26 protein-coding genes, 1 tRNA gene, 1 pseudogene and 1 riboswitch are annotated in these 26,137 nt (G+C 57.1%); of the genes and pseudogenes, 19 read left to right on the forward strand and 9 right to left on the reverse strand.

What is annotated here, in order from left to right; genetic code table 11:
• Positions 1 to 2: 2 nt before the first annotated feature.
• Together BFV64_RS19720 and BFV64_RS19725 are read left to right on the forward strand one after the other, a co-directional pair.
• Positions 3 to 764, forward strand: a complete 762-nt coding sequence (locus BFV64_RS19720) for a fimbrial biogenesis chaperone (protein WP_069602371.1) — start codon at positions 3 to 5, stop codon at positions 762 to 764.
• A complete protein-coding gene (locus BFV64_RS19725) occupies positions 748 to 1,809 on the forward strand; it encodes a type 1 fimbrial protein (protein ID WP_069602372.1) in 1,062 nt (353 codons plus the stop codon). The genes BFV64_RS19720 and BFV64_RS19725 overlap by 17 nt, the downstream gene beginning before the upstream one ends.
• A gap of 44 nt (positions 1,810 to 1,853) precedes the next feature.
• On the opposite strand, the gene ribB is transcribed toward BFV64_RS19725, so the two are convergent.
• Entirely contained in the window at positions 1,854 to 2,507 is a 654-nt protein-coding gene (gene ribB / locus BFV64_RS19730; protein WP_014885267.1) for a 3,4-dihydroxy-2-butanone-4-phosphate synthase, read from the reverse strand.
• Positions 2,508 to 2,613: 106 nt separating this feature from the next.
• A riboswitch (FMN riboswitch) is annotated at positions 2,614 to 2,764 on the reverse strand.
• Positions 2,765 to 2,883: 119 nt separating this feature from the next.
• Here ribB and ubiK point away from each other — a divergent pair.
• Positions 2,884 to 3,180 (forward strand): ubiquinone biosynthesis accessory factor UbiK, encoded by a 297-nt coding sequence (gene ubiK, locus BFV64_RS19735; RefSeq protein WP_014885268.1) that lies wholly within the window; start codon positions 2,884 to 2,886, stop codon positions 3,178 to 3,180.
• Between the two features lie 103 nt (positions 3,181 to 3,283).
• Here ubiK and hldE read toward each other — a convergent pair whose 3' ends face one another.
• From hldE to BFV64_RS19750, 3 genes are read right to left on the reverse strand one after another with little or no spacing between them, the layout of a single operon-like run.
• Positions 3,284 to 4,714, reverse strand: coding sequence for a bifunctional D-glycero-beta-D-manno-heptose-7-phosphate kinase/D-glycero-beta-D-manno-heptose 1-phosphate adenylyltransferase HldE (gene hldE, locus BFV64_RS19740; RefSeq protein WP_014885269.1), 1,431 nt, complete (start codon positions 4,712 to 4,714; stop codon positions 3,284 to 3,286).
• Positions 4,715 to 4,754: 40 nt separating this feature from the next.
• Positions 4,755 to 7,610, reverse strand: a complete 2,856-nt coding sequence (gene glnE, locus BFV64_RS19745) for a bifunctional [glutamate--ammonia ligase]-adenylyl-L-tyrosine phosphorylase/[glutamate--ammonia-ligase] adenylyltransferase (protein WP_069602373.1) — start codon at positions 7,608 to 7,610, stop codon at positions 4,755 to 4,757.
• A gap of 21 nt (positions 7,611 to 7,631) precedes the next feature.
• A complete protein-coding gene (locus BFV64_RS19750; RefSeq protein ID WP_014885271.1) occupies positions 7,632 to 8,933 on the reverse strand; it encodes a CYTH domain-containing protein in 1,302 nt (433 codons plus the stop codon).
• A gap of 229 nt (positions 8,934 to 9,162) precedes the next feature.
• Between BFV64_RS19750 and BFV64_RS19755 the strand changes: the two genes are divergently transcribed.
• Together BFV64_RS19755 and BFV64_RS19760 are read left to right on the forward strand one after the other, a co-directional pair.
• The gene (locus BFV64_RS19755; RefSeq protein WP_014885272.1) at positions 9,163 to 9,783 is read left to right on the forward strand and encodes a TIGR04211 family SH3 domain-containing protein; all 621 of its coding nucleotides are present in this window, start codon (positions 9,163 to 9,165) and stop codon (positions 9,781 to 9,783) included.
• A 60-nt stretch (positions 9,784 to 9,843) separates the two neighbouring features.
• Complete coding sequence (locus BFV64_RS19760; RefSeq protein ID WP_050861953.1) at positions 9,844 to 11,085, forward strand: multifunctional CCA addition/repair protein; 1,242 nt, start codon at positions 9,844 to 9,846, stop codon at positions 11,083 to 11,085.
• A gap of 13 nt (positions 11,086 to 11,098) precedes the next feature.
• On the opposite strand, the gene bacA is transcribed toward BFV64_RS19760, so the two are convergent.
• Positions 11,099 to 11,920: an undecaprenyl-diphosphate phosphatase gene (gene bacA, locus BFV64_RS19765; protein WP_014885274.1), complete on the reverse strand. Its 822-nt coding sequence runs from the start codon at positions 11,918 to 11,920 to the stop codon at positions 11,099 to 11,101.
• 106 nt (positions 11,921 to 12,026) lie between these two features.
• Positions 12,027 to 12,395 carry a bifunctional dihydroneopterin aldolase/7,8-dihydroneopterin epimerase gene (gene folB, locus BFV64_RS19770; RefSeq protein ID WP_014885275.1) on the reverse strand — a complete coding sequence of 123 codons (369 nt, stop codon included), beginning with the start codon at positions 12,393 to 12,395 and terminating at the stop codon, positions 12,027 to 12,029.
• Between the two features lie 107 nt (positions 12,396 to 12,502).
• On the opposite strand from folB, the gene plsY reads away from it, so the two are divergent.
• From plsY to ureG, 9 genes are all read left to right on the forward strand, one after another.
• The gene (gene plsY / locus BFV64_RS19775) at positions 12,503 to 13,117 is read left to right on the forward strand and encodes a glycerol-3-phosphate 1-O-acyltransferase PlsY (protein WP_014833311.1); all 615 of its coding nucleotides are present in this window, start codon (positions 12,503 to 12,505) and stop codon (positions 13,115 to 13,117) included.
• 111 nt (positions 13,118 to 13,228) lie between these two features.
• Positions 13,229 to 14,056, forward strand: a complete 828-nt coding sequence (locus BFV64_RS19780; protein WP_045281431.1) for an urease accessory protein UreD — start codon at positions 13,229 to 13,231, stop codon at positions 14,054 to 14,056.
• Positions 14,057 to 14,066: 10 nt separating this feature from the next.
• The gene (locus tag BFV64_RS19785; protein ID WP_003862556.1) at positions 14,067 to 14,369 is read left to right on the forward strand and encodes an urease subunit gamma; all 303 of its coding nucleotides are present in this window, start codon (positions 14,067 to 14,069) and stop codon (positions 14,367 to 14,369) included.
• A 10-nt stretch (positions 14,370 to 14,379) separates the two neighbouring features.
• Positions 14,380 to 14,694, forward strand: a complete 315-nt coding sequence (locus BFV64_RS19790; RefSeq protein WP_069602374.1) for an urease subunit beta — start codon at positions 14,380 to 14,382, stop codon at positions 14,692 to 14,694.
• Positions 14,687 to 16,390: an urease subunit alpha gene (ureC, locus tag BFV64_RS19795; RefSeq protein WP_014885278.1), complete on the forward strand. Its 1,704-nt coding sequence runs from the start codon at positions 14,687 to 14,689 to the stop codon at positions 16,388 to 16,390. The genes BFV64_RS19790 and ureC overlap by 8 nt, the downstream gene beginning before the upstream one ends.
• A gap of 9 nt (positions 16,391 to 16,399) precedes the next feature.
• Positions 16,400 to 16,864: an urease accessory protein UreE gene (gene ureE / locus BFV64_RS19800; protein ID WP_023337818.1), complete on the forward strand. Its 465-nt coding sequence runs from the start codon at positions 16,400 to 16,402 to the stop codon at positions 16,862 to 16,864.
• Positions 16,865 to 16,873: 9 nt separating this feature from the next.
• Complete coding sequence (locus tag BFV64_RS19805; RefSeq protein ID WP_069602375.1) at positions 16,874 to 17,413, forward strand: HupE/UreJ family protein; 540 nt, start codon at positions 16,874 to 16,876, stop codon at positions 17,411 to 17,413.
• Positions 17,413 to 18,087, forward strand: a complete 675-nt coding sequence (locus BFV64_RS19810; RefSeq protein ID WP_014885281.1) for an urease accessory protein UreF — start codon at positions 17,413 to 17,415, stop codon at positions 18,085 to 18,087. The genes BFV64_RS19805 and BFV64_RS19810 overlap by 1 nt, the downstream gene beginning before the upstream one ends.
• A gap of 9 nt (positions 18,088 to 18,096) precedes the next feature.
• The gene (gene ureG, locus BFV64_RS19815; protein ID WP_014885282.1) at positions 18,097 to 18,714 is read left to right on the forward strand and encodes an urease accessory protein UreG; all 618 of its coding nucleotides are present in this window, start codon (positions 18,097 to 18,099) and stop codon (positions 18,712 to 18,714) included.
• Positions 18,715 to 18,801: 87 nt separating this feature from the next.
• Here the strand turns inward: ureG and tsaD are convergent, their stop codons facing one another.
• Entirely contained in the window at positions 18,802 to 19,815 is a 1,014-nt protein-coding gene (tsaD, locus tag BFV64_RS19820) for a tRNA (adenosine(37)-N6)-threonylcarbamoyltransferase complex transferase subunit TsaD (protein ID WP_014885283.1), read from the reverse strand.
• Between the two features lie 236 nt (positions 19,816 to 20,051).
• On the opposite strand from tsaD, the gene rpsU reads away from it, so the two are divergent.
• From rpsU to rpoD, 3 genes are all read left to right on the forward strand, one after another.
• Positions 20,052 to 20,267, forward strand: coding sequence for a 30S ribosomal protein S21 (rpsU, locus tag BFV64_RS19825; RefSeq protein WP_001144069.1), 216 nt, complete (start codon positions 20,052 to 20,054; stop codon positions 20,265 to 20,267).
• Between the two features lie 115 nt (positions 20,268 to 20,382).
• On the forward strand, positions 20,383 to 22,128 hold the full coding sequence (gene dnaG / locus BFV64_RS19830; RefSeq protein ID WP_014885284.1) for a DNA primase: 1,746 nt from the start codon (positions 20,383 to 20,385) through the stop codon (positions 22,126 to 22,128).
• A gap of 165 nt (positions 22,129 to 22,293) precedes the next feature.
• Positions 22,294 to 24,138, forward strand: a complete 1,845-nt coding sequence (gene rpoD, locus BFV64_RS19835; protein ID WP_014885285.1) for an RNA polymerase sigma factor RpoD — start codon at positions 22,294 to 22,296, stop codon at positions 24,136 to 24,138.
• Between the two features lie 102 nt (positions 24,139 to 24,240).
• On the opposite strand, the gene mug is transcribed toward rpoD, so the two are convergent.
• Positions 24,241 to 24,747: a G/U mismatch-specific DNA glycosylase gene (mug, locus tag BFV64_RS19840; RefSeq protein ID WP_014885286.1), complete on the reverse strand. Its 507-nt coding sequence runs from the start codon at positions 24,745 to 24,747 to the stop codon at positions 24,241 to 24,243.
• 125 nt (positions 24,748 to 24,872) lie between these two features.
• Here mug and BFV64_RS19845 point away from each other — a divergent pair.
• A tRNA-Ile gene (locus BFV64_RS19845) sits at positions 24,873 to 24,948 on the forward strand.
• A 243-nt stretch (positions 24,949 to 25,191) separates the two neighbouring features.
• Here BFV64_RS19845 and BFV64_RS19850 read toward each other — a convergent pair.
• Positions 25,192 to 25,889 (reverse strand): IS1 family transposase gene (locus BFV64_RS19850; RefSeq protein WP_223216367.1). Its coding sequence is split into 2 segments (ribosomal slippage): positions 25,192 to 25,640 and positions 25,640 to 25,889, totalling 699 coding nucleotides; the frame shifts between segments, so codons are not numbered across the junction.
• A gap of 54 nt (positions 25,890 to 25,943) precedes the next feature.
• Here BFV64_RS19850 and BFV64_RS25570 point away from each other — a divergent pair.
• Positions 25,944 to 26,119 (forward strand): annotated as a pseudogene (locus BFV64_RS25570) (integrase core domain-containing protein); the annotation flags it as partial.
• Positions 26,120 to 26,137 lie beyond the last annotated feature (18 nt).

Genomic DNA, 26,137 nt, shown 5'->3' on the forward strand with positions numbered 1-26,137 from the left:
TGATGAAACTCACTCCACTGAAAAGCCTGTGCCTGATGTTGATCGGTACAGCATTCGCCACCCAGGCGGCCATTAATCTGGATCGTACCCGCATCGTCTTTCCCGAAACCGACAAGGCCAGCAGCCTGAAGGTCGATAACCAGAGCAAAACACTCCCCTATCTTGCGCTCTCCTGGATTGAAGACGAAAACGGTCGTAAGGAAGACAGCCACTTTATGGTGCTTCCTCCGATCCAGCGCATTGAACCCGGATCGTCATCCCAGGTCAGGATCGTGAAGCAGGCGGCCACCAGCGCGCTGCCGAAAGATCGGGAATCGCTCTTCTACTTCAACCTGCGCGAAGTGCCACCAAAAAGCGCCAGCCTCGACGATGATCGCAGCGTCATGCAGGTCGCCATGCAGAGCCGTATCAAGCTGTTCTGGCGCCCGAAGGCTATCGTGAAAAAAGCAGGCGATCGTTCTGAAATGCGCATGGAGGTGACGGCAACGGCAAAAGGGCTGACAATTCATAACCCTACACCTTATTACCTCACCCTCGCCTGGCTAAGCAAAAATGGTAAAACCATGCTGCCCGGCTTTGACAGCCTGATGCTGGCACCCTTTGCCAGCGCCTCTGTCACCACCGGTGGCTATCACGGCAGCTATTACAGCATTGGTTATATCGACGATTACGGCGCACTGCGAAAGCTTGACGCGACCTGTCAGGGGACGTCGACCTGCCAACTTAAGGATGCGAAGGCCACAAGCGATGCGAAAGCTCACTAATGTTTTGATCGCGATGCTGCTGGCGCTGCTGCCCTTAAAAGCCGCGCTGGCGCTCGATTGCTATCTGGGCGCTCAGGGCGGCCCGGTGGAAGAGACAAAAACGATCAGTCCGTTTGCTATCCCCAGCAATGCACAGGTGGGGCAAAAGATCTGGGAATCTGACGACATTAAAATCCCGGTCACCTGTAACCACGATGTGGCCGGCAGCTTCGAAAAAGAGGACGTCTATGCCTGGGTCAACCCCTATCCAGCCGCTTCCGACCCTTACTACGAGCTGGGGGTCACCTATGAAGGCATGGATTATGACGCGACGGGGCAACCAAACGGCGTAGATACCCGCCAGTGCCTTGATAATAACAACATCACCATGTACACCCCGGAACAAATTAAGCAAATGGGGTGGGAGAACCGGCTATGCTCAGGCAATGCCAATGATATTCACACCACGCGCACGTTCATTGCCCGACTGCGCCTTTACGTTCGTATAAAGGCCGTTCCGCCGCACGGCTACAAAAGTTCGCTGGGGGACTACGTCGTGGTGCAGTTTGACGGAAAAGGCGGGGTTAACCAGATGGCCGATGCAAAAAACCTCAAGTACCACATTAACGGGTTACAAAACATTACCGTCCTCGACTGCGGCGCAACCTTCAGTATTTATCCTGAGAACCAGGAGATTGATTTCGGTACCTTCAGTGCTCGCGACATCGTGAATCAGCAAACGCGCAACCGCACCTTTACGGTTAAAACCACGAAAGTGCAGGACGCCCAGTGTTCAGATGGCTTTAAAATGGACTCATCGTTTTACACGACGGAGTCGCTCTCCGAAAACGACACTGCCCTGTTGATTGGAAATGGCTTAAAGCTACGTATCCTCAATGGAACCCAGCCTTATACCTTCAACCACTACGAAGAGTATGCGGATTTCACCGGGAGTACGTTGAACTATGAACAAACCTATACCGCGGAGCTCTCCCCAGACGCGGGAAAAGCCATTCAGTCAGGTCCGTTCGAAACGGTGGTGCTGTTTAAAATTAACTACCACTAGCCACAAAAAAGCCGGGTTTCCCCGGCTTTTTCACATCAGCGGTTTCAGCTGGCTTTGCGCTCGTGCGCCTGGCGGTACTCCACCAGATCTTCAATCGTGACTACCGGCATGTTGTGCAGACGCGCAAAGGTAATGCACTCCGGCGCGCGCGCCATGGTGCCATCATCGTTAGTCAATTCACACAGCACGCCAGCAGGTTTAAAGCCTGCCAGGGTCACCAGATCGATAGTCGCTTCGGTATGACCACCACGGGTCAGCACGCCGCCCGGCTGCGCACGCAGCGGGAAGACGTGGCCAGGACGGTGCAGATCGGAGGGTTTCGCCCCATCCGCAATGGCTGCACGCACGGTGGTCAAACGGTCAGCCGCCGACACACCGGTGGTTACGCCATGTGCAGCTTCAATGGTCACGGTAAAACCGGTCCCGAAGGCGCTGGTGTTATTTTCAACCATCATTGGCAGATCAAGCTGCTGGCGGCGTTCTTCGTTGATACACAGGCATACGATGCCGCTACCGTGACGGATGGTCAGCGCCATCTGCTCAACGGTCATGTTTTCGGCAGCGAAAATCATGTCGCCTTCGTTTTCACGGTTTTCATCGTCAAGCACCATCACACCGCGGCCTTCGCGCAGTGCATCCAGTGCATGTTCAACACGTTGAATTGAAGTGCCAAAAGAGGAAAGTAGCGTCTGATTCATGGTAAAAAAACCTCATTAACATTATGGTTACCAGAATCAGGGCAGTCTTAGGAGCGCCGAACAAGCGGCAAAAAGATAACGTGAGCGGGCCCATGCCCGACTGGATCGTTACTCTCTCCCATCCGGACTCTAACCGTCGGCCCCGGAATTACACCGGATCTGCTGACCTTTGAGTAGTCACCCAAAGCGCTCGCGGGCTTTCAGCGTGAAGCTGATTTACCGCCGGTGGGGAATTTCGCCCCGCCCTGAGAATAAGCGAGATAACTATAACGCTATTGATTATGCTGGGCAATGCATAAGCATCAAACAATTTTGTTTACCCCGGGCATGACGCGCTACAATGGACACTGACACCTTTCCATCAAGGGAAACGACAATGATTGACCCAAAGAAAATTGAGCAAATTGCGCGTCAGGTTCATGAATCCATGCCAAAAGGCATTCGTGAATTTGGTGATGACGTTGAGAAGAAAATCCGCCAGACGCTGCAGGCGCAGTTGGTTCGCCTTGATTTAGTTAGCCGCGAAGAGTTCGACGTGCAGACGCAGGTTCTGCTGCGCACCCGCGAGAAGCTGGCGCTGCTGGAACAGCGTCTGAGCGAGCTGGAAAACCGTCATGCACCGGAAGAAGTGAAGCCGGCACCGGCGATTCCACCGGTGGATGATCAGGCATAAGTGCGGCCTGTTGTGCCCGGTGGCGCTTCGCTTACCGGGCCTACATGATCCCGGCGCAGCCGCCACGCGACATGAAAAAAACGGGCCAACTGGCCCGTTTTTTTTACTGACTGTCTTTCTGGATCTTCCTGATGATGTTGGTGGTTGAACATCCGTCCTCAAAGTTGAGCACCATCACTTCACCACCGTTGGCCCAGACCTCTTCGCTACCCGCGATTTGCTCCGGCTTGTAATCACCGCCTTTGACCAGCAGGTCCGGCAGAATGCCAGCAATCAGGCGCTGCGGGGTATCTTCTTCAAACGACACCACCCAGTCCACCGCTTCCAGCGCGCCGAGCACAATCATGCGCTGCTCCAGCGGGTTCACCGGACGTGTTTCGCCTTTCAGACGTTTGGTCGACGCATCGCTGTTGACCGCCACAATCAGACGATCGCCCAGCTTGCGCGCATTCGCCAGATAAGAGACGTGACCCGCATGCAGAATGTCGAACACGCCGTTGGTCATCACCACTTTCTCGCCGCGTTTACGCGCAGCGGCAACAGCCACTTTCAGCTCATCTTCGGTCATGACGCCAAAACCGGTGTCGGCACGCCCGCGCACCGCGTTTTCCAGCTCGATAGGGGAAACGGTTGAGGTCCCGAGTTTGCCGACGACCACACCCGCCGCAGCGTTCGCGAAGTAGCAGGCCTCTTCCAGGGAGTTACCCGCTGCCAGCGTCGCCGCCAGCACGCCGATCACCGTATCACCGGCTCCGGTCACGTCGTACACTTCCTGCGCCTGGGTTGGCATATGCAGCGGCGCTTTGCCCGGCTGCAGCAACGTCATCCCCTGCTCGGAGCGGGTCACCAGCAGCGCAGAAAGCTCGAAGTCAGCAATGATCTTCATGCCGCGTTCAACCAGTTCTTCTTCGGTTTTGCACTTGCCCGCCACCGCTTCGAACTCAGAGAGGTTTGGCGTCAGCAGCGTCGCGCCGCGATAGCGCTCAAAATCGGTGCCTTTCGGATCAATCAGCACCGGCACGTTAGCGTTACGCGCCAGCTGAATCATCGTCTGCACGCTCGCCAGCGCACCTTTAGCGTAGTCGGACAGCACCAGCGCACCGATATTACCCAGCGCCTGGTTAATGCGCTCGTGCAGCGGCTCAGGATCAACGCCTTCAAACCCTTCTTCAAAGTCGAGGCGGATCAGCTGCTGGTTGCGCGACAGCACGCGCAGCTTGGTAATCGTTGGGTGGGTCGGAACAGAAACGAAGTCGCACTTCACGTTCACGTCCGCCAGCGACTTGCTCAGCGCACGCGCCGCATCGTCGATGCCGGTCAGGCCAACCAGACGCGACTGCGCGCCCAGGGAGGCAATGTTCATCGCCACGTTTGCCGCGCCGCCGGGACGCTCTTCAATGGTGTCGACCTTAACCACCGGTACCGGCGCTTCCGGAGAGATACGGCTGGTTGGCCCATACCAGTAGCGATCCAGCATCACATCCCCGACAACCATTACTCCAGCACGTTCAAACTCTGGCAGTGTTACTTTCATTCCTGACTCCAGAAAGATTCACAATTTGCGCGCGATAATATCACACTTGATTTGTTACGCACGGCTCCACCAGCCATTTCTGCCAGCTTGCCGTCACCTGGGCGCGCTCTGCGGCAAAACAGTCCAGCGCGACATGTCCCGGCTGCTCCTGCAACGCCAGGTGATGAAGTTCATCGCGCAGCGTGGTGTAGGCGCGGGTTAAGGCCTGCGCCTCTTGCTCGTCCATAATATCGTTTTGCGCCAGCAGTTCCAGAATACGCACGTTATCCGACCAGCGCGTCAGCTTCGGCTTATCGTGTGCGTGCAGCAGCACCAGATACTGAGTGATAAATTCAATATCGGTAATACCACCCTCGTCGGCTTTAATATCAAAGCGATCGCGATGCTTATTGCCCAGATGCGCGCGCATTTTCTCGCGCATCTCGCGCACCTCAGTCTGCAACGTACTGCCCTCGCGCGGGGTGGTCATGACCGCCTTGCGAATCGCATCGAACTGCGCGTGCAGCTGCGGATCGCCATAGACCACGCGGGCACGCACCAGCGCCTGATGCTCCCACGTCCAGGCTTCGTTTTTCTGATAATCGGCGAAGGATTCCGTTGAGGTCACCAGCATGCCCGCCGCGCCGGACGGGCGCAGGCGCGCATCCACTTCATACAGAATGCCGGACGAAGTGCGGGTGCTGAACAGGTGCATAATGCGCTGGGCCAGGCGCAGATAGAACTGACGCCCGTCGATTTCGCGCTCGCCGTCGGTCATCACGTCCGCCGGGCAATCATGCAGGAAGATCAAATCCAGATCGGAACTGTATCCCAGCTCCCAGCCGCCGAGCTTGCCGTAACCCACCACCGCGAAGCCGCGCCCTTCTCGATCGGCCAGATGTTTTGGCTGACCGTAGCGGGCTACCATCTGCCCCCACGCCTGATGGACAACCGCGTCAATAATCGCTTCCGCAAGCCAGGTTAAGTGATCGCTCACTTTCATCACCGGCAGCGTTCCGGCAATATCGGCCGCCGCCACGCGCAGCATCTGTGCCTGTTTAAACTGGCGCAGCGCCTCCAGCTGTTGCTCTTCGTCCTCTTCAGGCACGCGCAGCAAATACTGGCGCAGCTCGTCACGATACGCATCCGTCGCCGTCGGCTGATAGAGCGTGTTCGGGTCGAGCAGTTCGTCCAGCAGCAGCGGGTAACGCGCCAGCTTGTTCGCCACCATCGGCGACGCGGCGCAGAGCGTTATCAGGTGCTTCAGCGCGCCCGGAAACTCGCTCAATAGCTCAAGATAGGTGGTACGCGTGATAATCCCGCTCAGCAGCGGCATCATGCGCGACAGCGGCACCGGCGCGTCTTCTCGCGAGCAGACCTCGCTCAGCAGATGCGGCATCAGATGATCCAGCACCTGACGACCGCGCGGCCCGATGGCGCGTTTGTTTAGTTCGAGACGGAAATCGGCAATTAAGGCCACCACACGATGGCGGGCATCATCGCTTAAGTGCGTCAGCACCGGCGTGGTGTCATCTTCCTGGAGCGCATCCTGCCACAGCTCGCGCCAGTGCTCGGAGAGCGCATCATCCGGGGATTCACTTTCATCGTCGCCAATCAGATCGTTAAAGATGCGGCGCACGCCTGCCATGTGTGCGTCCAGCGTTTCGGTCAGTGCCGCCCAGTCGTCCGCACCCATGCCCCAGGCCAGACGCGCCCGGTTCAGCTCATCGCCCGGCAATGTCTGCGTCTGCTCGTCATTGATGCTTTGCAGCAAATTTTCCAGACGGCGCAGGAAAAGATAGGCTTCGCGCAGGGTTTGCGCGTCGCCGTCCGGCAGCAGGTGCAGTTGCTCAATGGCGCTCAGCGTCGGCAGAAGCGAGCGCGACTGCAGCGACGGCTCTCGCCCGCCGCGAATGAGCTGGAAGACCTGAACGATAAATTCAATTTCACGAATGCCGCCCGCGCCGAGCTTAATATTGTCCTTCAGCCCACGGCGGCGAACCTCGCGGGCAATCATCCCTTTCATATTACGCAGGGACTGGATCACGCTGAAATCAATGTAGCGGCGGAAAACGAACGGGCGCAGCATGGCGCGAAGTTCGTTAGCATAAGCGTCGTCGCTGTCGCCCATGATCCGCGCTTTGACCATTGCGTAACGCTCCCAGTCGCGCCCCTGTTCCTGGTAATAATCCTCCAGCGCGGCAAAGCTCAGCACCAGTGGACCGCTGTCGCCAAACGGGCGCAGGCGCATGTCAACGCGGTAGACAAAGCCGTCCTGCGTCGGCTGGTCCAGTGCCTTGATCAGACGCTGGCCGAGGCGGGTAAAGAACTGGGCGTTGTCCAGCTCGCGGCGCCCGCCGCGCGTCGAGCCGTTTTCCGGCCAGGCAAAAATCAGGTCGATATCTGAGGAGAAGTTCAGCTCGCAACCGCCCAGCTTCCCCATCCCCAGAATCAACAGCGGCTGCGGAACCCCTTCTTCACTGCACGGCGTGCCCCACTCTTTACAGCAGGCGGCGTAGAGCCAGTCTCGCGCGGCGATGATCAGCGTTTGCGCCAGCTCGCTCAACTGCTGCAACGTACTCTCTTCGCTCACCAGCGCCAGCGACTGCGCCCAGGCAATGCGTACCATCACCCGGCGGCGAAACTGACGCAGAACGCGCATCAGCGTCGCTTCATCAGCCACATCTGCCAGCGCGGCTTGCAGCCAGCTGGCATACTGCCGCCACTCGTTCGCCTGCGGCGGTGCGCTCTCCAGCTCTGCCAGCCAGTCCGGGTTGGCACTCACACTTTCCTGAACAAAATCACTGAACGTGAGCACGCTTTTGGCCTGCTCACTTAACGATGACGCCGGTAAAGACTCGGGCAGACGTTCGCAAACGGTCTGCCAGTGCTGCTGTAACTGCGAAGAAAGCGGCATATCAGGGGTTCCTTGCCAGAATTAACGTTTTCCGCTGTGCAGCCAGTACGGATCCTGCGAAATGGCCTCGTTGCGGAAATGCTCGATCTCAATCTGCTGACGGGTTTCAATGGCATGCTTGAGCCCCTGCCAGTTTTCCAGCCAGGCCTGCGCCTTCACGCCCTCATACGCCCCCGACAGCAGCAACATGCTGTCGATATTACGCGCCAGACGGGGAAGCTGATCGCCGTACTGGTCACCCAGCGGATGTGCGAAGGTCGTTCTCAGTTCGGCAGCGTGACGGGATAGATGGATATCCGCGAAGCGTTTAAAATTATCCGCGATTTTGGTCTGCGCTTTTGCATCCAGGAAGCTGCGCCAGCCGCGCGTCACCAGAAACTCGGTCAGCGCCAGTTTTGCCGCGGCGTTTTGCGGGCTGTAGATCACCGTTTGCGCGGAGACATCGGAATGCATCAGCGTTTCAGTTTGGGTCAGCAGGTCACGTAAGTGAGCACTTGCTTTACGCGGTACGATACCGCCAAACAGTGCTAGGGCATGACGCACCAGCCCTATGGCGGCCAGCACCTGTTTGCTGGCATTTTTCACGTTACGCGCCCAGAGTTCCTCATGGTACTGCCATTGAGAGAGGGCCAGCTCCAGCGCCGCTTCCATGCCCTGTTCAATGCTGGCCTTCGGAACAACACGCAGAATCGGGGTCTCTCTCAGCAGGCGTGGCGCATTCCCGGCCGCCAAATGGTAACCGCGCGCCGCTTTACTCAGGCTGCCCTGACGTAAACCCGGCTGGCTCACCAGCTTGCGCGCCAGTTTCAGCACGTCGCTGGCATCCCCTTCCAGCAGTTCCAGCTCCAGCTCGCAAATAGGCTCCTGGAACTCACCCGCCTTCACTTCGCCTAAATCCAGCGCGATTTCAATGCGGCTCTTACCTTCCGTCACCAGCCATTTCTCACGGCAAAAATCGGTGCTGAACAGCGGCTGTACCTGCTCTGCCAGCGTGGCAGGCCGTTCACCTTCCGGCCAGACCTCCGCCGGGAAACGATCCAGCTCAAGTTCTGGCTTACTGATGTCGATATTGTATTCCGGGCGCTGGTGCAAACCGCCGACCACGCGGCCGGCGATTTTCATCGTCATCTCGTAGCGCCCGTTTGCGCCGCGGATGCGCAGCCCCATATCGTGGCTACGCAGCCAGTTGTCCGGCGTTTCGTAGTAGATGTTGAGCAACTGTACGGGTTCATGGTGCTCGCCGGAGAGCGTATGCAGATGCTGGCGGAGCGCGTCAACGCTGTCTTTTTCGACGATAAATTTTAATTCGATTTCCTGAGCCATAGCCTTGTACTTTTGCGGGCGTCACAGACGCGTCAATGAGGGCGAACTTCCTCGCCATTTGTTTGTCAGTACATAGTATTTTGCGCCAAATTGCCATGCAATGAGCAATTTGACGGGCGTAAATGTGTAGAGTCGTGACACAGATGATTCTGATTGCTGACGAATGCTTTGCGTAGAGACACTGTTGCCACTACTATCGTTCCACTATTTATGAAAATAACGACTAATGATGCTTAAATTACGCCTGATTGGACTTACTTTACTCGCTTTTAGCGCCGCAACCGCAGTGCACGCTGAAGAGAAGCGTTACGTTTCTGACGAACTGAACACCTGGGTACGCAGTGGCCCCGGAGATAATTATCGCCTCGTGGGCACGGTGAATGCCGGCGAGGAAGTCACCCTGTTACAGACCAACGCGGACACCAACTATGGTCAGGTTCGCGACAGTACCGGTCGTACTTCCTGGATCCCGCTGAAAGAGCTGAGCACCGTACCAAGCCTGCGCACGCGCGTTCCGGATCTGGAAAACCAGGTGAAGACCCTGACCGACAAGCTGAACAACATCGACGGTACCTGGAACCAACGCACCGCAGAGATGCAGCAGAAAGTGGCACAGAGCGACAGCGTGATTAACGGTCTGAAAGAAGAGAATCAAAAACTCAAAAACGAGCTGATCGTCGCGCAGAAAAAGGTAAACGCCGCGAATCTGCAGCTTGATGACAAGCAGCGCACCATCATCATGCAGTGGTTTATGTATGGCGGCGGCGTGCTGGGCGTGGGTCTGGTGCTGGGTCTGGTCCTGCCGCATCTTATCCCAAGCCGCAAGCGTAAAGACCGCTGGATGAACTAATTCGTCTTCTCTGCCAGACTTACGTATCATTCTGGAAAAGAGAAAACGGGAGAGTTGGGCGTGAAGAGTTATCTGGTCGGTGGTGCGGTACGTGATGCGTTGTTAGGTCTGCCGGTCAAAGATAAAGACTGGGTCGTCGTTGGCGCCACCCCGGAAGAGATGCTCGACGCGGGCTACCAGCAGGTAGGCCGCGATTTTCCCGTGTTTCTTCATCCGCAAAGCCGCGAAGAGTACGCTCTGGCGCGTACCGAACGGAAATCCGGCTCCGGCTATACGGGTTTCACCTGCTACGCCGCGCCGGACGTGACGCTGGAGCAGGATTTGCTGCGCCGCGATCTCACCATTAACGCCCTGGCACAGGACGAAAACGGCCAAATCATCGATGCCTACGGCGGGCGGGATGACCTGCGCAACCGTCTTTTACGTCACGTCTCCCCGGCATTTTCTGAAGATCCGCTCCGCGTTCTGCGCGTGGCGCGCTTTGCCGCGCGTTACGCCCATCTGAGCTTCCGCATTGCGGATGAGACGATGGCGCTGATGACGGCCATGACCGAGGCGGGCGAATTAGAACACCTGACGCCGGAGCGCGTCTGGAAAGAGACGGAAAATGCCCTGACCACCCGCAACCCACAGGTCTTTTTCCAGGTCCTGCGTGACTGCGGCGCACTAAAGGTGCTGTTCCCTGAAATCGACGCGCTGTTTGGCGTACCCGCGCCGGCAAAATGGCATCCGGAAATTGATACCGGTGTGCACACGCTGATGACGCTGAGCATGGCGGCCATGCTCAGTCCTGAAGTAGACGTGCGTTTTTCCACCCTCTGCCACGATCTCGGCAAAGGCTTAACGCCGAAAGAATTCTGGCCACGGCATCATGGTCACGGCCCGGCAGGCGTAAAGCTGGTAGAAGGGCTTTGTCAGCGCCTGCGCGTGCCGAATGAGATCCGTGACCTGGCAAAACTGGTCGCTGAATTCCACGACCTGATCCACACCTTCCCGATCCTGAAACCCGCCACTATCGTGAAGCTGTTCGATAATATCGACGCCTGGCGCAAGCCGCAGCGCGTGGAGCAGATCGCACTCACCAGCGAAGCCGACGTTCGCGGCCGCACCGGGTTTGAAGCATCCGATTACCCTCAGGGGCGACTGCTGCGCGAAGCGTGGATTGTGGCAAAAGCGGTGCCGACGAAAGACGTTGTCGAGGCAGGATTTAAAGGCCCGGAAATTCGTGAAGAGCTGACGAAACGGCGAATTGAGGCCGTAACGGCGTGGAAGGAAAAACGTTGCCCTCAGCCGAAAGACTGAGGGCAGTGGGTCATCAGAAGAAGACCACGTAAACGGCAGCCGCGACAATAAAGCGGTAGATCGCGAACGGAATGAACGAGATACGCTTAATCAGCTGCAGGAAGGTTTTGATGGCAATCAGCGCCACGATAAAGGCGGTGACAAAGCCCACGGCAAACATCGGAATGTCACCCGTGGTCAGGAAGCCAATGCTTTTGTAGAGATCCAGCGCGGTGGCGCCCATCATCATTGGCACCGCCAGCAGGAACGAGAACTCCGACGCCGCGTAACGGCTCACGCCCATCAACATCCCGCCGGAAATCGTTGCCCCAGAACGGGAGAAGCCCGGCCACAGCGCCAGACACTGGAAGCAGCCAATGATAAATGCCTGACGATACGTCATATCGTCCAGCCCTTCCGCACGCGGGGTTTTAGGCTTCAGCACTTCGGCAGCAATCAGCAGGAAGCCACCGACCACCAGCGCGTACATCACGTTAATAGGGTTAAACAGCGATTTGATGGCATCGTGGAAAACCAGGCCCAGCACCACTGCGGGGATCATCCCGAGCAGAATATGAATGAGCGTCAGGCGCCCCGAGCCTTCGCCTTCACGCTGCGGCAGACGGCCAAAGTGGATGCCGATCAGGCCAAACAGGCGACGCCAGAACATCACGACCACCGCCAGAATAGAACCGAGCTGAATGACGACTTCAAACGTCTTTGCGGTATCGCCTTCAAAGCCCAGCAGATGGCCAACGATAATCATATGGCCCGTACTGGAAACTGGCAAAAACTCCGTCAATCCTTCGACCACACCCAGTATTGCCGCCACCAGCAGCGAGTGCATATCGCTCATCTATAAACCCCTAAAAAGATATAAAAAAAACGGTCGCCCCAACGGCTCCCGTGAAAGATACAGCTATAAGACCGATATAACCTAAAATGGTTTAGCAATTATGACGTTAAATCTTGCCTTTCAGATTTGTGCCACGCTCGATAATCACGCCCACATTGGCCGCACGCGCTACCGCTCCCGGCTTGCTCAGCTTGATGCGCACCCACGGTGAGTTGAATTTGGTCAGCAGCAGTTCCGCCACCTCTTCCGCCACACGTTCCACCAGCGCAAAACGCTGTCCTTCCACATGGCCGATGACCGTTTCACTGATGTCGGCGTAGCTCAGACAGTCATTCACATCATCGCTTTTTGCTGACTTGCGGTTATCCCAGCCCATTTCGATATCGAACACTAACTTCTGCTCGATGGTCTGTTCCCAGTCGTAAACACCAATTGTGGTGATTACCGAAAGTTGCTCTATAAATACAATATCCATCACGACCTGCCTGCTTTTTGGCTAAACCGGATACCACTTCCGGCGAATTATGCGTATTATCCACAGATGCTGAGAATACAGATACATTTTCAAAACGGAACAGCGTTATGAGTGCAATCGCGCCTGGAATGATCCTCCTCGCCTATCTTTGCGGCTCAATCTCCAGCGCCATCCTGGTCTGCCGCATTGCCGGGTTACCTGACCCGCGTGAAAGTGGTTCCGGGAATCCGGGAGCGACCAACGTACTTAGAATTGGCGGCAAGGGAGCAGCCGTAGCGGTTTTGATTTTTGATGTTCTGAAAGGGATGCTACCCGTCTGGGGCGCTTATGCGCTGGGCGTCACGCCGTTCTGGCTGGGGCTCATTGCGATTGCGGCCTGCGTCGGCCACATCTGGCCCGTTTTCTTCGGTTTTAAAGGTGGTAAAGGCGTTGCAACCGCCTTTGGCGCTATCGCCCCTATCGGCTGGGATCTTACCGGCGTAATGGCGGGCACCTGGCTGCTCACCATCTTGCTGAGCGGTTATTCCTCGCTCGGCGCCATCGTCAGCGCGCTCATTGCCCCGTTTTACGTCTGGTGGTTCAAACCCCAGTTCACCTTCCCGGTGTCAATGCTCTCCTGCCTGATCCTGCTGCGTCATCACGATAATATTCAGCGTCTGTGGCGTCGTCAGGAGACCAAAATCTGGACGAAGCTCAAGCGAAAGAAAAAAGATCCGGAGTAAAACGCGCAACGCCGGCAGCAGAAAACGTATCCATAAGCGACTCATATGACAGCCTTCATTTCCGCCAGGGCATACTGAAACGTATCCCGATGGTGTGGAAATGGATGCAGCATGTTAGCAGCTCAGGTCACTGATAATACGTATAAAGGCTGGCAGGCATCGCTTGCCCTGCTGTTTTGTCACACCCCTGAGAAAACCCTCCTGCACGCCGCCCACCACGTCGGGCCGCTCACCGTTCAACGCCCGTTTTATCCCGAAGGGGAAACCTGTCACCTCTATTTACTGCATCCGCCCGGCGGCATTGTGGGCGGCGATACGCTGGACATTTCCGTTCGGCTGGACGCCAAAAGCCACGCGCTTATCACCATGCCCGGCGCCAGTAAGTTCTATCGCAGCAGCGGCCCGCAGGCCTGTCTGAATCAACACTTTTATCTCGATGATGGATCCACGCTGGAGTGGCTGCCGCAGGATACCATCCTCTTTCCCGGTGCCAATGCCGCACTGCGCTCCGTCTTCCACCTGAAGGGCTCCAGCACGCTGCTGGCGTGGGAGTTGTATTGCCTGGGTCGCCCGGTAATCGGTGAAACCTTCAGCCACGGCACGCTGGAGAGCCGCCTTGAGGTCTGGGTGGACGATGAACCGCGCCTGATTGAGCGCCAGCACCTGAGCGACGGCGATCTTGCGCCCGTTGCCGGACATCCGTGGCTCGGCACGCTGCTGTTCTATCCGGCCGGGGAAACGCATCTTGATACGGTCCGCGAGCGCCTCGCACCGCTGGGAAATTATGCAGGTGCAACGCTTACCGACGATCTGCTGTCGGTGCGTTTCCTCTCCCACGATAACCTGATTTGCCAGCGGGTGATGCGCGACATCTGGCAGTCGCTTCGCCCGCTTCTCACCCCTAAAAATGCCTGTTCGCCGCGTATCTGGCAGACATAAGAGAAACGTTATGGAACTGACCCCCAGAGAAAAAGACAAGCTGTTGCTGTTCACCGCCGCGCTGGTTGCCGAACGCCGCCTTGCGCGCGGGGTTAAGCTCAATTATCCAGAATCGGTCGCGCTGATCAGCGCCTTTATTATGGAAGGCGCGCGCGATGGCGAAACCGTCGCCTCGCTGATGGAAGCGGGTCGTCACGTTCTGACGCGCGACCAGGTAATGGAGGGCGTACCGGAGATGATCCCGGATATTCAGGTGGAGGCCACCTTCCCGGACGGCTCCAAGCTCGTCACCGTCCACAATCCGATCGTCTAAGGAGCACGTCATGATCCCTGGCGAATACCAGATCCAGCCCGGCACGGTTGCCCTCAACGTCGGGCGTGAAACCCAACAAGTGATTGTTGAAAACCACGGCGACAGGCCGATACAGGTCGGATCGCACTATCACTTTTACGAGGTCAACCCGGCGCTGAAGTTCGACCGGGAAGCCACCAGAGGCTACCGGCTGAATATTCCGGCAGGCACCGCCGTGCGTTTCGAGCCCGGCCAGAAGCGGGAAGTCATGCTGGTACAGGTGACGGGCGCGCAGCGTATTTTCGGGTTTCGCGGCGAGGTGATGGGGGAGGTGAAAAATGGCTGACATTTCACGCCGGGCGTATGCCGATATGTTCGGCCCCACCACCGGCGATAAAGTGCGGCTGGCCGACAGCGAGCTATGGATCGAAGTGGAAGACGATCTCACGGTCTACGGTGAAGAGGTCAAATTCGGCGGCGGAAAGGTGATCCGCGACGGTATGGGCCAGGGGCAGATGACCGCCGACGACTGCGTGGATCTGGTGCTCACCAACGCGTTGATCGTCGATCACTGGGGGATCGTGAAAGCCGATATCGGCGTCAAGAACGGGCGGATCTTTGCCGTCGGTAAAGCCGGTAACCCGGATATTCAGCCCGGCGTGACGATCCCAATCGGCGCCGCAACGGAAGTGATTGCCGCCGAAGGGAAGATCGTGACCGCGGGCGGGATCGACACCCATATTCACTGGATCTGCCCGCAGCAGGCGGAAGAGGCGCTGGTCTCCGGCGTGACCACCATGATCGGCGGCGGCACCGGCCCTGCGGCGGGCACCAACGCCACCACCTGCACGCCAGGGCCGTGGTACATCGCGCGTATGCTGCAGGCAGCCGATACGCTACCAGTGAATATCGGCCTCCTCGGCAAAGGTAATGGCTCTAACCCGGACGCCCTGCGCGAGCAGGTCGCGGCTGGCGCCATTGGGCTGAAGATCCACGAAGACTGGGGCGCAACGCCCGCGGCGATCAACTGCTCGCTGGAGGTTGCCGAAGAGATGGATATTCAGGTGGCGCTGCACAGCGACACGCTGAACGAGTCCGGGTTTGTCGAGGACACGCTGGCCGCGATTGGCGGGCGCACCATCCACACCTTCCATACCGAAGGCGCGGGTGGCGGCCATGCGCCGGATATTATCACCGCCTGCGCGCATCCGAATATTCTGCCCTCCTCCACCAACCCGACGCTGCCCTACACGGTGAACACCATCGACGAGCATCTCGACATGCTGATGGTCTGCCACCACCTCGACCCGGATATTGCCGAGGACGTGGCGTTTGCCGAGTCGCGCATTCGCCGGGAGACCATCGCCGCTGAAGACGTGCTGCACGATATCGGCGCGTTCTCGCTCACTTCGTCAGATTCACAGGCCATGGGCCGCGTGGGAGAAGTGATTATCCGTACCTGGCAGGTTGCGCACCGCATGAAGGTCCAGCGCGGCGCCCTGCCGGAAGAGACCGGCGATAACGACAACTTCCGCGTGAAGCGCTATGTCGCTAAGTACACCATCAACCCGGCGCTGACCCACGGCATCGCCCATGAGGTCGGTTCCATTGAGGCGGGCAAGCTGGCGGATCTGGTGGTCTGGTCACCGGCGTTTTTTGGCGTCAAACCTGCCACCATCGTCAAAGGTGGAATGATCGCCTGCGCGCCGATGGGCGATATTAACGCCTCGATCCCCACGCCGCAGCCGGTGCATTACCGCCCGATGTTTGGCGCGCTGGGTGCCGCGCGCCACGCCACCCGGCTGACGTTTATCTCCCAGGCCGCCAGCGCGAACGGCGTCCCGCAGCAGCTCAATCTGCAAAGCGCCACGGCGGTGGTGAAAGGCTGCCGGACGGTGAAGAAGACCGACATGATCCACAACGGTTTACTACCCAATATTACCGTCGATTCGCAAACCTACGAGGTGCGCGTCGACGGTGAACTGATAACCAGCGAACCGGCCGACGTTCTGCCGATGGCGCAACGCTATTTCCTGTTCTGAGGAGTGATGATGATCTATTTAACCCAACGCCTGGACCACGCGCACCCGATTACCGCCAGCGTCACGCTGCCGATTGACGTGCGGGTGAAAAGCCGCGCCCGCGTGGCGCTGAACGACGGCCGCGACGCCGGGCTGATGTTGCCGCGCGGCCTGCTGCTGCGCGGGGGCGACCTGCTGACGACAGACGACGGTAGTGAGGTCATCGAAGTGATCGCAGCGGCAGAGTCGGTCTCCGTGGTGCGCTGCGCCGACCCGTTCCTGCTCGCCCGCGCCTGCTACCACCTGGGCAACCGCCACGTGCCGCTGCAGATCATGCCCGGCGAATTGCGCTATCACCACGATCACGTTCTCGACGACATGCTGCGCCCGTTCGGGCTGGAGGTGACCTTCGACTCCCTGCCGTTTGAACCGGAAGCGGGCGCCTATGCCAGCGATGCCCACAGCCATAGCCACTCTCACGCTCATTCACATTAAGGATTAATTATGCGCAAGCTCCTCCCCCTGTTACAGCTGGCCTTTTCCGTTCCGGCGCTCGCCCATCCAGGCCATGGTGCCGACAGCTTCCAGGCCGGTTTTTTCCATCCCCTGACCGGGCTCGATCACCTGCTGATGCTTACCGGCGCGGGCGTGCTCTCGGCGCTGAGTGGCCGCAAACTCCTGCTACCGTTTGCCACTCTCGGGATGATGCTCGTTGGCGCTGTTGCAGGCAGTCTGCTCGGCGGATTTAGCGGCATGGAGATGCTGATTATCGCCTCGCTGGCGGTCTGCGGCGTGATGATGTTTAAAACTGAAAACCGTCTGCTGCTGGCGGTACCTGCTCTGGCGATGTTCCACGGCTGGGCACACGGTGTGGAGATGTCCGGCCACAGCTTCTGGCTCTTCACCAGCGGGTTTATGTTCGCCAGCGCCACGGTGCTGTGCGCCAGCTTCGCGGCAGGATTACTGCTGCGCCGTCATGACGGCCTGCGTAAAATGTTCGGCGGTGGGTTGATTGTCTCTGCCCTGCTGGCGTTGATGAGCTGATGGAGCACGCCCGCCAGTGGCTGCGCCTGATGCAGCTCTCCAGCAGTAGCCTGCCGGTTGGGTCGTTTACCTGGTCGCAGGGGCTGGAGTGGGCGGTAGAGGCAGGCTGGGTCACGAATGCCGACGCCTTTAAACGCTGGCAAATCCAGCAGATGGAGCAGAGCTTTTACTGCGTCGATCTGCCGCTCTTTACTCGCCTGTATCTCGCCTGCGAACAACAGGATTGGGTGGCGGCAAAACGCTGGACGGCATACCTGCTCGCCTGCCGGGAAACGCGCGAGCTGCGCGATGAGGAGCGCAACCGTGGCGCGGCCTTTACGCGCCTGATTAAAAGCTGGGAGCCTGACTGCCCGACTGAATGGCTGACACTGTGTATGCAGAGCCAGCTCTGCGGCATGGCGTGGCTCGGCGTGCGCTGGGGCATTGGCGCGCGCGAACTGGCGCTCAGTCTCGGCTACAGCTGGATTGAGAGCGCGGTGATGGCGGGCGTTAAGCTGGTGCCGTTTGGGCAGCAGGCGGCGCAGCAGCTGATTATCGACCTGAGCGACCACTTCGCCGCCGGGTTCGAAGAGGCATTTTTACGTGACGACGACGCACTGGGTGCAGCCACGCCGCTGTCTGCCATCGCCTCCGCTCGCCACGAAACACAATATTCACGACTATTCCGTTCCTGAGGAGTCAACATGGCTGATTACAAACATCCCCTGCGCGTCGGCGTCGGCGGCCCGGTAGGGTCGGGTAAAACCGCCCTGCTGGAAGCGCTCTGCAAGGCAATGCGCGATACATATCATCTGGCGGTAGTCACTAACGATATCTACACCAAAGAGGATCAGCGCATCCTGACCGAGGCGGGCGCACTGGAGCCGGAGCGCATTGTTGGCGTGGAGACCGGCGGCTGCCCGCATACCGCCATCCGCGAAGATGCCTCGATGAACCTGGCGGCGGTGGAAGCGTTAAGCGAGAAATTCGGCAATCTGGACCTGATCTTCGTAGAAAGCGGCGGGGATAACCTGAGCGCGACGTTCAGCCCGGAACTGGCGGATCTCACTATCTACGTGATCGACGTGGCCGAAGGGGAAAAAATCCCGCGTAAGGGCGGGCCGGGGATCACCAAATCTGACTTTCTGGTGATCAACAAAACCGATCTCGCACCCTACGTGGGTGCGTCGCTCGACGTGATGGCGCGCGATACCAACCGCATGCGTGGCGAGCGTCCGTGGACGTTTACCAATCTGAAAGCGGGTGACGGTCTGGCGACGATTATTGCGTTTCTGGAAGAAAAAGGGATGTTGCGGGTGTAATGCGGTTTATCGCCGGGTGGCGGCTTCGCCTGACCCGGCCTACGGTTTTTGTAGGCCCAGTAAGCGCAGCGCCACCGGGCAAAAAACTCACGCCTCAGGCAGTTCCGCCAGCGGCCAGCGCGGACGCACGGACACGCTCAGGTCAGACGTTGCCCCCGCGTTAAGACGCACCATCCCGGCGTAAGCGATCATCGCGCCGTTATCGGTACAGAACTCTGGACGGGCATAAAACACTTCCCCGCGACGCTTTTGCATCATCTCAGCCAGCTTCGCGCGCAGCGTGCGGTTGGCGCTGACGCCGCCCGCCATCACCAGACGCTTAAAGCCGGTCTGATCCAGCGCGCGCTTGCACTTGATCATCAGCGTATCGACCACCGCATCTTCGAACGCGCGGGCGATATCGGCACGGGTCTGTTCGCTGTCGTCGTTATTACGAATCGTATTCGCCGCGAAGGTTTTCAGCCCGGAGAAGCTGAAGTCCAGCCCTGGACGGTCGGTCATCGGACGCGGGAAGACAAAGCGCCCTTCCGTTCCTTGCGACGCCATTTTCGAGAGCATCGGGCCGCCAGGATAATCCAGCCCCAGCAGCTTGGCGGTTTTGTCGAACGCTTCACCGGCGGCGTCGTCGATCGACTCGCCCAACAGCGCGTATTTGCCAATGCCCGTTACGCTAATCAGCTGCGTATGACCGCCGGAAACCAGCAGCGCAACAAAGGGGAACTCAGGCGGATTCTCTTCCAGCATCGGCGCCAGAAGGTGACCTTCCATATGGTGAACCGGAATGGCCGGCACGTCCCACGCGAACGCCAGCGAACGGCCTACCGTCGCGCCAACCAGCAGCGCGCCCACCAGACCCGGACCCGCGGTATAGGCCACGGCATCAATATCAGTTGAACGTAACCCGGCCTCTTTCAGCGCCGCCTGAATCAGGGGAACCGTTTTACGCACGTGGTCACGAGAGGCCAGTTCCGGCACGACGCCGCCGTAGTCAGCGTGCAATTTCACCTGACTATACAGTTGGTTGGCCAGAAGGCCTTTTTCGTCGTCGTAAATGGCGATGCCGGTTTCATCGCAGGATGTTTCAATACCCAGTACACGCATGACTTGTTTTACCTCGTTTCACTACCGCGCAGTGTAGAGCCTGGGCGGGGTGATGTAAAACTTTGTTCGCCCCAGGAAGAAGGCTCGTGTATACTCCTCACCCTTATTAAAGTCCCTTTCAAAATCGCATCGGTGCTTTACAAAGCAGCAGCATTTGCAGTAAAATTCCGCACCATTTTGAAATAAGCTGGCGTTGATGCCAGCGGCAAACCGAATTTATTAAAGGTGAGAGTTACATGCCGGTAATTAAAGTACGTGAAAACGAGCCGTTCGACGTAGCACTGCGTCGCTTCAAACGTTCATGCGAGAAAGCAGGTGTTCTGGCTGAAGTTCGTCGTCGTGAGTTTTATGAAAAACCAACGACCGAACGTAAGCGCGCTAAAGCTTCCGCTGTGAAACGTCACGCGAAGAAACTGGCTCGCGAAAACGCACGCCGTACTCGTCTGTACTAATCGCTTGAGGGCCTCAGCCCTCAATTGACAGACAGGGTAGTAGTCGTAAGGCCGTGCTTCCGGAAGGAATGCGCGGCTTGTTTTCGTTTATAAGTCGCTTAAATTTTTGGGGCATATGGCCGGAAGAATCCCACGCGTTTTCATCAACGATCTGCTTGCCAGAACCGACATCGTCGATCTCATCGACGCGCGGGTAAAGCTGAAAAAGCAGGGCAAGAACTACCATGCGTGCTGTCCGTTCCATAACGAAAAAACCCCCTCTTTCACCGTTAACGGTGAAAAGCAGTTCTACCATTGCTTTGGCTGTGGCGCACACGGTAATGCCGTCGATTTTTTGATGAACTACGACAAGCTCGAGTTCGTTGAAACCGTCGAAGAGCTGGCGGCGATGCATAACCTTGAAGTGCCGTATGAAGCAGGCAGTGGGCCAAGTCAGATCGAGCGCCATCAACGGCAAACGCTGTATCAACTGATGGATGGCCTGAATTCGTTTTACCAACAGTCTCTTAAGCACTCTGCGGCTGAGCCTGCGCGTCAATACCTGACAAAGCGCGGACTGAGCGACGATGTGATTGCGCGTTTCGCTATTGGTTACGCCCCGCCCGGCTGGGATAACGTGTTAAAACGTTTTGGCGGCAATAGCGAAGATCGTAAGTCTCTCATCGACGCAGGCATGCTGGTCACCAACGACCAGGGACGAAGCTACGACCGCTTCCGTGAACGGGTGATGTTCCCGATCCGCGATAAGCGTGGCCGGGTGATTGGTTTTGGTGGTCGCGTGCTGGGTGATGCCCTGCCGAAATACCTCAACTCCCCGGAAACCGATATTTTCCATAAGGGCCGCCAGCTTTACGGTCTTTATGAGGCGCAGCAGGATAACGCGGAACCTCCGCGTCTTCTGGTCGTCGAAGGCTATATGGACGTTGTCGCGCTGGCGCAGTACGACATTAACTACGCGGTGGCGTCATTAGGAACGTCCACGACGGCAGACCATATCCAGCTGCTGTTTCGCGTCACCAACAACGTGATTTGCTGTTACGACGGTGACCGCGCAGGACGCGATGCCGCCTGGCGTGCGCTGGAAACGGCGCTACCGTATATGACCGACGGGCGTCAGCTACGCTTTATGTTCCTGCCAGACGGCGAAGACCCGGATACGCTGGTGCGTAAAGAGGGCAAAGCGGCGTTTGAAGCGCGGATGGATCAGGCTCAGCCGCTCTCCACGTTTCTGTTTAACAGCCTGATGCCGCAGGTGGATTTAAGTACCCCTGACGGGCGCGCGCAGCTCAGTACGCTGGCGCTGCCGTTAATCAGCCAGGTGCCCGGCGAAACGCTGCGTATCTATCTGCGTCAGGAGTTAGGCAACAAGCTCGGCATTCTGGATGACAGCCAGCTTGAACGTTTAATGCCTAAACAGGCTGAAAACGGCACGGTTCGCCCCGCGCCTCAGCTAAAACGCACAACCATGCGTATACTGATAGGGTTACTGGTACAAAACCCCGAACTTGCTCCGCAAGTGCCATCGCTGGCGGGTTTGAACCACGAAAAATTGCCCGGACTTGGCTTATTTTCAGAACTGGTCAACACGTGTTTGTCTCAGCCAGGTCTGACCACCGGACAACTTTTAGAACATTATCGCGGCACAAAAGAGGCCGCTACCCTTGAAAAATTGTCGATGTGGGACGATATAGCAGATAAGGACATTGCAGAAAAAACGTTCACCGACTCGCTCAACCATATGTTTGATTCGATGCTTGAGTTGCGCCAGGAAGAGTTGATAGCTCGCGAGCGCACGCACGGCTTAAGCAGCGAAGAACGCCGGGAACTCTGGATGATTAACCAGGAACTGGCGAAGAAATAAGTGAAAGACAAAAGTATTTAACGGCTTAAGTGCCGAATATCGATCGGGGAGCCCCCGGCAGCCGCACTGAGAGGCAGCGGCAAAAATATAAGTACGCCCTCGCTTTAAAGGTTGGCAGCCCCATCGCCGACACCAATCAAACGAATTAAGTGTGGATACCGTCTTATGGAGCAAAACCCGCAGTCACAGCTGAAACTTCTTGTCCAACGCGGTAAGGAGCAAGGCTATCTGACCTATGCCGAGGTCAATGACCATCTGCCGGAAGATATCGTCGATTCAGATCAGATCGAAGACATCATCCAAATGATCAATGACATGGGCATTCAGGTGATGGAAGAAGCACCGGATGCCGATGATCTGTTGCTGGCTGAAACCTCCAACAATACCGACGAAGATGCGGAAGAAGCTGCCGCACAGGTACTGTCCAGCGTTGAATCTGAAATCGGGCGTACCACTGACCCGGTCCGCATGTACATGCGTGAAATGGGTACCGTTGAACTGTTGACTCGCGAAGGCGAAATTGACATCGCAAAACGCATCGAAGACGGGATCAACCAGGTTCAGTGTTCTGTTGCCGAATACCCTGAAGCGATCACCTATCTGCTGGAGCAGTACGATCGCGTTGAAGCGGAAGAAGCGCGCCTGTCTGACCTGATCACCGGTTTTGTTGACCCGAACGCGGAAGAAGATCTGGCGCCTACCGCGACTCACGTTGGTTCCGAACTGTCTCAGGAAGAGATGGATGACGACGAAGACGAAGATGAGGAAGAAGACGACGACAGCGCGGACGATGACAACAGCATCGACCCGGAACTGGCGCGTGAGAAGTTTGCCGAGCTGCGTACCCAGTACGAAGTCACGCGTGACACCATCAAAGCGAAAGGCCGCAGCCATGCCGCCGCGCAGGAAGAGATCCTGAAACTGTCTGAAGTATTCAAACAGTTCCGCCTGGTGCCAAAACAGTTCGACTACCTGGTAAACAGCATGCGCGTGATGATGGATCGCGTACGCACCCAGGAACGCATCATCATGAAGCTGTGCGTTGAGCAGTGCAAAATGCCGAAGAAGAACTTCATCACCCTCTTCACCGGCAACGAAACCAGCGAAACCTGGTTCAACGCCGCTATCGCGATGAACAAGCCGTGGTCTGAAAAACTGCACGACGTGAAGGACGATGTCTATCGTGGTCTGCAAAAGCTGCATCAGATTGAAGAAGAGACCGGCCTGACCATCGAGCAGGTCAAGGACATCAACCGTCGTATGTCTATCGGTGAAGCGAAAGCCCGCCGTGCGAAGAAAGAGATGGTTGAGGCGAACTTGCGTCTGGTTATCTCTATCGCCAAGAAATACACCAACCGTGGCCTGCAGTTCCTGGATCTGATCCAGGAAGGCAACATCGGTCTGATGAAAGCGGTAGATAAGTTCGAATACCGTCGTGGTTACAAGTTCTCCACCTACGCTACCTGGTGGATCCGTCAGGCTATCACCCGCTCTATCGCGGATCAGGCGCGCACCATCCGTATTCCGGTGCATATGATTGAGACCATCAACAAACTCAATCGTATCTCCCGCCAGATGCTGCAGGAGATGGGCCGTGAGCCAACGCCGGAAGAGCTGGCTGAGCGCATGCTGATGCCGGAAGACAAGATCCGTAAAGTGCTGAAGATCGCCAAAGAGCCAATCTCCATGGAAACACCAATTGGTGATGATGAAGATTCGCATCTGGGTGATTTCATCGAGGATACCACCCTCGAGCTGCCGCTGGACTCTGCCACCACCGAGAGCCTGCGCGCTGCGACGCACGACGTTCTGGCCGGCCTGACCGCCCGTGAAGCAAAAGTGCTGCGTATGCGTTTCGGTATCGACATGAACACCGACCACACGCTGGAAGAAGTGGGTAAACAGTTCGACGTGACCCGCGAACGTATCCGTCAGATCGAAGCGAAGGCGCTGCGTAAGCTGCGTCATCCAAGCCGCTCTGAAGTGCTGCGTAGCTTCCTGGACGACTAACTTGTCCTGACAGTGAAAAAGCTCCCTTCGGGGAGCTTTTTTTTGTTTATTCCCTCTCCCTGTGGAAGAGGGTCAGGGTGAGGGCATCAGGCCGCAGAGTCCCTAAAGCCCTCGCACCATTAGCGCCTCATCCAGCTCCCGATACGCCTCCACCAGCTTATCCAGCGTTGCCCTGTTAAGCCCGCTTGGATTCGGCAGCACCCACACCTGCGTCACGCCGATGGTAATGCTCTGCTTACCCCATTTAGCGCCGCGCTGGCTGAACGCCTGCTCGTAGGCCTGCTTGCCGAGGATCGCCAGCGCTGCGGGCTGATAGTCCTCTATCTTTTTGACCAACTCCCGTCCGCCGCTGCGGAGCTCATGCAGGTTGACCTCGCTCGCCTGCACCGTCGGGCGCTCAACAAGCATAGTAATGCCGCAGCGCGTATCCAGCAGGTGCTGTTCCTCTTCGGGCCTGAGTAATCTGTCGGTAAACCCGGCCTGGTGGATCACTTTCCAGAAGCGATTGCCCGGATGGGCGAAGTGAAAGCCGGTGTGCGCCGAGGACTTACCCGGGTTGATTCCGCAGAACACCACCCGCAGGCCAGGGGCCAGAATATCGTTGATCATTTTTACTCCCGATCAATCCATCGTAAGGGAAGTATAAAGGATTGATTATGCATTGTTTATAAAAACAGCAGGCAGGTGTGAATGGCTGGATTGCTGTAGAGAGTTACTTTATAATTCACCGCCACGGCCCCTTAGCTCAGTGGTTAGAGCAGGCGACTCATAATCGCTTGGTCGCTGGTTCAAGTCCAGCAGGGGCCACCAAATTTTAGCTTTAGAATCATATAATTAAGCCACTCTCGCGAGTGGCTTTTTTGTTTATAAGTGTTTGAGTGTCGCAAAAGTGTCGCAGTAGTTGCTACTAGAAACTCATTTATCAGCGCCTCTATCACCATTCCTCTGCTTTTCCTACTGAAGCTTTTTAATCATCGGAATGAGCTTTTTCGCCTTTTCTTTTACATAGTCGTCAAGATGAAGTTGCAAGCGCTCGTCGGTAATGACTCCAACTTACTGATAGTGTTTTATGTTCAGATAATGCCCGATGACCTTGTCATGCAGCTCCACCGATTTTGAGAACGACAGTGACTTCCGTCCCAGCCTTGCCAGATGTTGTCTCAGATTCAGGTTATGCCGCTCAATTCGCTGAGTGTAACGCTTGCTGATTACGTGCAGCTTTCCCTTCAGGCGGGATTCATACAGCGGCCAGCCATCCGTCATCCATACCACGACCTCAAAGGCCGACAGCAGGCTCAGAAGACGCTCCAGTGTGGCCAGAGTGCGTTCACCGAAGACGTGCGCCACAACCGTCCTCCGTATCCTGTCATACGCGTAAAACAGCCAGCGCTGACGTGATTTAGCACCGACGTAGCCCCACTGTTCGTCCATTTCAGCGCAGACAATCACATCACTGCCCGGCTGTATGCGCGAGGTTACCGACTGCGGCCTGAGTTTTTTAAGTGACGTAAAATCGTGTTGAGGCCAACGCCCATAATGCGGGCGGTTGCCCGGCATCCAACACCATTCATGGCCATATCAATGATTTTCTGGTGTGTACCGGGCTGAGAGGCGGTGTAAGTGAACTGTAGCTGCCATGTTTTACGGCAGTGAGAGCAGAGATAGCGCTGATGTCCGGCAGTACTTTTACCGTTACGCACCACGCCTTCAGTAGCTGAGCAGGAGGGACAACTGATGGAGATGGAAGCCACGGGAGCACCTCAAAAACACCATCGTACACTAAATCAGTAAGTTGGCACCATTACCCAAAACCGGATAGCCGAACAGCGGTAGGCAATTTGGCTATCGCGTTTGAGCATTATAACGAGCACCACCCGCACAGCGCCTTGGGATACCGTTCACCCCGGGAATTTCTGCGCAGTCGGGTATCACAATCCTAAGCGGGAAAAAGTGTCTGGACCTATGGGGTCAAATCCAGTAGATTTTAAGTTTAAGCTTT

The organism is Enterobacter kobei, assembly GCF_001729765.1.
In the GTDB taxonomy this organism is placed as follows: domain Bacteria; phylum Pseudomonadota; class Gammaproteobacteria; order Enterobacterales; family Enterobacteriaceae; genus Enterobacter; species Enterobacter kobei.

What these genes read in the sequence shown, in the direction of transcription:
- BFV64_RS19790 (WP_069602374.1), top strand. Translation starts at nt 14,380, where the DNA reads ATGATCCCTGGCGAATACCAGATCCAGCCCGGCACGGTTGCCCTCAAC.
- dnaG (WP_014885284.1), top strand. Translation starts at nt 20,383, where the DNA reads ATGGCCGGAAGAATCCCACGCGTTTTCATCAACGATCTGCTTGCCAGA.
- plsY (WP_014833311.1), top strand. Translation starts at nt 12,503, where the DNA reads ATGAGTGCAATCGCGCCTGGAATGATCCTCCTCGCCTATCTTTGCGGC.
- BFV64_RS19780 (WP_045281431.1), top strand. Translation starts at nt 13,229, where the DNA reads ATGTTAGCAGCTCAGGTCACTGATAATACGTATAAAGGCTGGCAGGCA.
- BFV64_RS19755 (WP_014885272.1), top strand. Translation starts at nt 9,163, where the DNA reads ATGCTTAAATTACGCCTGATTGGACTTACTTTACTCGCTTTTAGCGCC.
- BFV64_RS19785 (WP_003862556.1), top strand. Translation starts at nt 14,067, where the DNA reads ATGGAACTGACCCCCAGAGAAAAAGACAAGCTGTTGCTGTTCACCGCC.
- BFV64_RS19810 (WP_014885281.1), top strand. Translation starts at nt 17,413, where the DNA reads ATGGAGCACGCCCGCCAGTGGCTGCGCCTGATGCAGCTCTCCAGCAGT.
- bacA (WP_014885274.1), bottom strand. Translation starts at nt 11,920, where the DNA reads ATGAGCGATATGCACTCGCTGCTGGTGGCGGCAATACTGGGTGTGGTC.
- ribB (WP_014885267.1), bottom strand. Translation starts at nt 2,507, where the DNA reads ATGAATCAGACGCTACTTTCCTCTTTTGGCACTTCAATTCAACGTGTT.
- mug (WP_014885286.1), bottom strand. Translation starts at nt 24,747, where the DNA reads ATGATCAACGATATTCTGGCCCCTGGCCTGCGGGTGGTGTTCTGCGGA.
- glnE (WP_069602373.1), bottom strand. Translation starts at nt 7,610, where the DNA reads ATGCCGCTTTCTTCGCAGTTACAGCAGCACTGGCAGACCGTTTGCGAA.
- BFV64_RS19805 (WP_069602375.1), top strand. Translation starts at nt 16,874, where the DNA reads ATGCGCAAGCTCCTCCCCCTGTTACAGCTGGCCTTTTCCGTTCCGGCG.
- ubiK (WP_014885268.1), top strand. Translation starts at nt 2,884, where the DNA reads ATGATTGACCCAAAGAAAATTGAGCAAATTGCGCGTCAGGTTCATGAA.
- BFV64_RS19725 (WP_069602372.1), top strand. Translation starts at nt 748, where the DNA reads ATGCGAAAGCTCACTAATGTTTTGATCGCGATGCTGCTGGCGCTGCTG.
- tsaD (WP_014885283.1), bottom strand. Translation starts at nt 19,815, where the DNA reads ATGCGTGTACTGGGTATTGAAACATCCTGCGATGAAACCGGCATCGCC.
- ureC (WP_014885278.1), top strand. Translation starts at nt 14,687, where the DNA reads ATGGCTGACATTTCACGCCGGGCGTATGCCGATATGTTCGGCCCCACC.
- ureE (WP_023337818.1), top strand. Translation starts at nt 16,400, where the DNA reads ATGATCTATTTAACCCAACGCCTGGACCACGCGCACCCGATTACCGCC.
- hldE (WP_014885269.1), bottom strand. Translation starts at nt 4,714, where the DNA reads ATGAAAGTAACACTGCCAGAGTTTGAACGTGCTGGAGTAATGGTTGTC.
- rpsU (WP_001144069.1), top strand. Translation starts at nt 20,052, where the DNA reads ATGCCGGTAATTAAAGTACGTGAAAACGAGCCGTTCGACGTAGCACTG.
- rpoD (WP_014885285.1), top strand. Translation starts at nt 22,294, where the DNA reads ATGGAGCAAAACCCGCAGTCACAGCTGAAACTTCTTGTCCAACGCGGT.
- BFV64_RS19720 (WP_069602371.1), top strand. Translation starts at nt 3, where the DNA reads ATGAAACTCACTCCACTGAAAAGCCTGTGCCTGATGTTGATCGGTACA.
- BFV64_RS19750 (WP_014885271.1), bottom strand. Translation starts at nt 8,933, where the DNA reads ATGGCTCAGGAAATCGAATTAAAATTTATCGTCGAAAAAGACAGCGTT.
- ureG (WP_014885282.1), top strand. Translation starts at nt 18,097, where the DNA reads ATGGCTGATTACAAACATCCCCTGCGCGTCGGCGTCGGCGGCCCGGTA.
- folB (WP_014885275.1), bottom strand. Translation starts at nt 12,395, where the DNA reads ATGGATATTGTATTTATAGAGCAACTTTCGGTAATCACCACAATTGGT.